Origin of the sequence: Variovorax sp. Sphag1AA (genome assembly GCF_014192575.1) — a bacterium.
Taxonomy (GTDB): Bacteria; Pseudomonadota; Gammaproteobacteria; order Burkholderiales; family Burkholderiaceae_C; genus Variovorax.
On the sequence record NZ_JACHYC010000018.1, the window covers coordinates 1 to 2,307 of the forward strand.

The window sequence follows — 2,307 nt, forward strand, 5'->3', positions numbered from 1 at the left end:
ACCGCGACCAGCGAAGCCCCTTGCGACAGCCAGCGGGCTGCAACCTGTTCCGGCGTTTCGCCCGGGAAGAGCAGGCCCAGGTCTTCATCGCTCACTTTCACCAGATGCGCGATCGACACCATCTGCTCGACGATCGCCCGCCAATGCGAGAGGTCCGGTTCGACGTTGAGCCGCACGTTCGGGTCGTAGGCGATCAGGCGCCGTTCTCGCTCGCGCGCAGCGAGCGCACGCAGCGCGCTGCCTACCGGCTCGACCACCAGCGCGTAGGAACCGAACTGGAGCACGCGCGTCGCAGGGGGGAGGGCGGGCAACGTGTCGTGCGTGATCTGCCTGTCCGCCGCACCGTTGCCGTGGAAGGCATAGCGCGGCACGCCGCTCGCATCGACGCTCACGACGCTCAGCGTGCTCGGTGCGTCGTTGCGCAGGATCAGCGAGGTGTCCACGCCTTCGCCCTGCAGCGAGGCGAGCAGCCGTTCGCCAAGCGCGTCGGTCGACAGGCCGGTGAGAAACGCAGAGGGCCGAGCCAATCGCGCCAGCCCCTGCGCCACATTCAGCGGCGAGCCGCCGATGCGCGCATCCAACGTCATGCCGGTGGGCGTCGAGGCGCCCATGTACACATCCATCAGCGCTTCGCCGCAGACCACGAACATGACGTTTCTCCTCGTTCAGCGTGGCGCCTGCCAGCCCTTGTAGTCCTTGACGTTGGTGCGCGTGATCAGCGTCGAGGGCAGCAGCGTCATCGGCGAATCCGGCTTCTTGCCGTTGAGGATGTCGTGCCCGATCTCCACCGCCTTCACCGCGATCATGTACGGGTCCTGGCTGGCCGAGGCCTGCACCTGCGTGTCGCCCTTGAGCGCGGTCTCGATGTCCGGCGCGCCGTCGACCGACGTGATGATGATGTTCTTGCGGTTGAGCTGCTTGGCCGCGAGATCGGTGCCGATGGCCTGCGGATCATTGATGGCGAACACCGCATCGATCTTCGGGAAGCGCGTGAGGTGGTTCTGCATCACGTTCAGGCCCCCTTCGCGCGAGCCCTTGGCGTCCTGGTCGTCCGAGAGGATCTTGATGTCGGGGCTCTTCTTGAACACCGTCTTGCAGCCGTTCACGCGGTCGATCACGGCCGAGACCTGCGGTCCGTTCTGGATGATCACGTTGCCCTTGCCGCCGAGCTTTTCGACGATGTACTGGCAGGCGATCTCGCCGGCCTGCACGTTGTTGGTCTGTACGGTGGCATCGGCGCCATTGGCCGCGACGTCGACGCCGACGACGATGATGCCGGCCTTCTTCGCCTTCGTCAGTGCGGGCTCGATCGCCTTGGCGTCCACCGCGTTCACGAGGATCAGGTCGGTGCCGGCGGAGATGAAGCCGTCGATCTGCGAGAACTGCTTGTTGAGGTCGTAGTCGGCCGACAGGGCGGTGACCTTCGCGTTCGGGTTGTACTGCTTGGCCTTCGCTTCGGCGCCCTTCGCGAGCGAGACGAAGAAGGGATTGCCCATCGAGCCGAGCGTGATGCCGACGTTCTTGAATTCCTTGTCGGCGGCGTATGCCGAGGGCATCGCGAAGGCAGTGGCAATGGCGGCGAGGGCGAAGAGCTTGTTGCGCATGAAGAGTCTCCTTTGGTGGTTGGTAGGCGGGAAGCGGAGCGGGAATCAGGTCCTTGCGGAATCCTTGCGGCGGTAGCGGTCCAGTGCGACGGCGCCGATGATCACGAGGCCCTTGACGATGTATTGCCAGATGTCGGAGACCCCCATGAGGATCAGCCCGTTGGTGAGCACCGCGATGATCAGCGCGCCAACCAGCGTGCCGAGGATCGAGCCGGTACCGCCGACGAAGCTGGTGCCCCCGAGAATCACCGCGGCGATCGCATCGAGTTCATAGGACGCACCGAGTTGCAGTCCGTTGGCCGCATAGAGCCGCGCCGAAGCCATCACGCCACCGAGACCCGAGAGCAGCCCCGATGTGCAGTAGACGAACAGCAGCACCGCCCACACCTTGATGCCCGCGAGGCGTGCGGCTTCCGGATTGCCGCCGACCGAGTAGATGTTCAGGCCGAGCACCGTGCGGCGCAGGATGAACCACGACAGCGCCACCACCGCGAAGGCGATGATCACGAGCCACGGCACGCCCAGCACCTCGCCATTGCCGATGAAGGCAAATGGCAGTTGCGGGTTGAAGATGGTGGTGTCGTTGCCGATGAGCCGCGCGATGCCCCGCACCGCGGTGAGCGCACCGAGCGTCACGATGAAAGGCGGCAGCTTCACGAAGGCCACGAGCACGCCGTTGATCAGGCCGAAGAGCAGCCCGCAC

At 65.3% G+C, this 2,307-nt stretch carries 3 protein-coding genes; all 3 read right to left on the minus strand.

The window, feature by feature from the left end; all coding sequences use genetic code 11:
* Positions 1 to 650: PfkB family carbohydrate kinase (locus FHW64_RS34150; protein WP_184533938.1), on the minus strand; the 650-nt coding region annotated here is incomplete at its 3' end.
* 15 nt (positions 651 to 665) lie between these two features.
* The gene (locus FHW64_RS34155; protein ID WP_184533940.1) at positions 666 to 1,604 is read right to left on the minus strand and encodes an ABC transporter substrate-binding protein; all 939 of its coding nucleotides are present in this window, start codon (positions 1,602 to 1,604) and stop codon (positions 666 to 668) included.
* Between the two features lie 45 nt (positions 1,605 to 1,649).
* Positions 1,650 to 2,307, minus strand: a 658-nt coding sequence (locus tag FHW64_RS34160) for an ABC transporter permease subunit (protein WP_409350673.1), incomplete at its 5' end; no start/stop codon positions are given.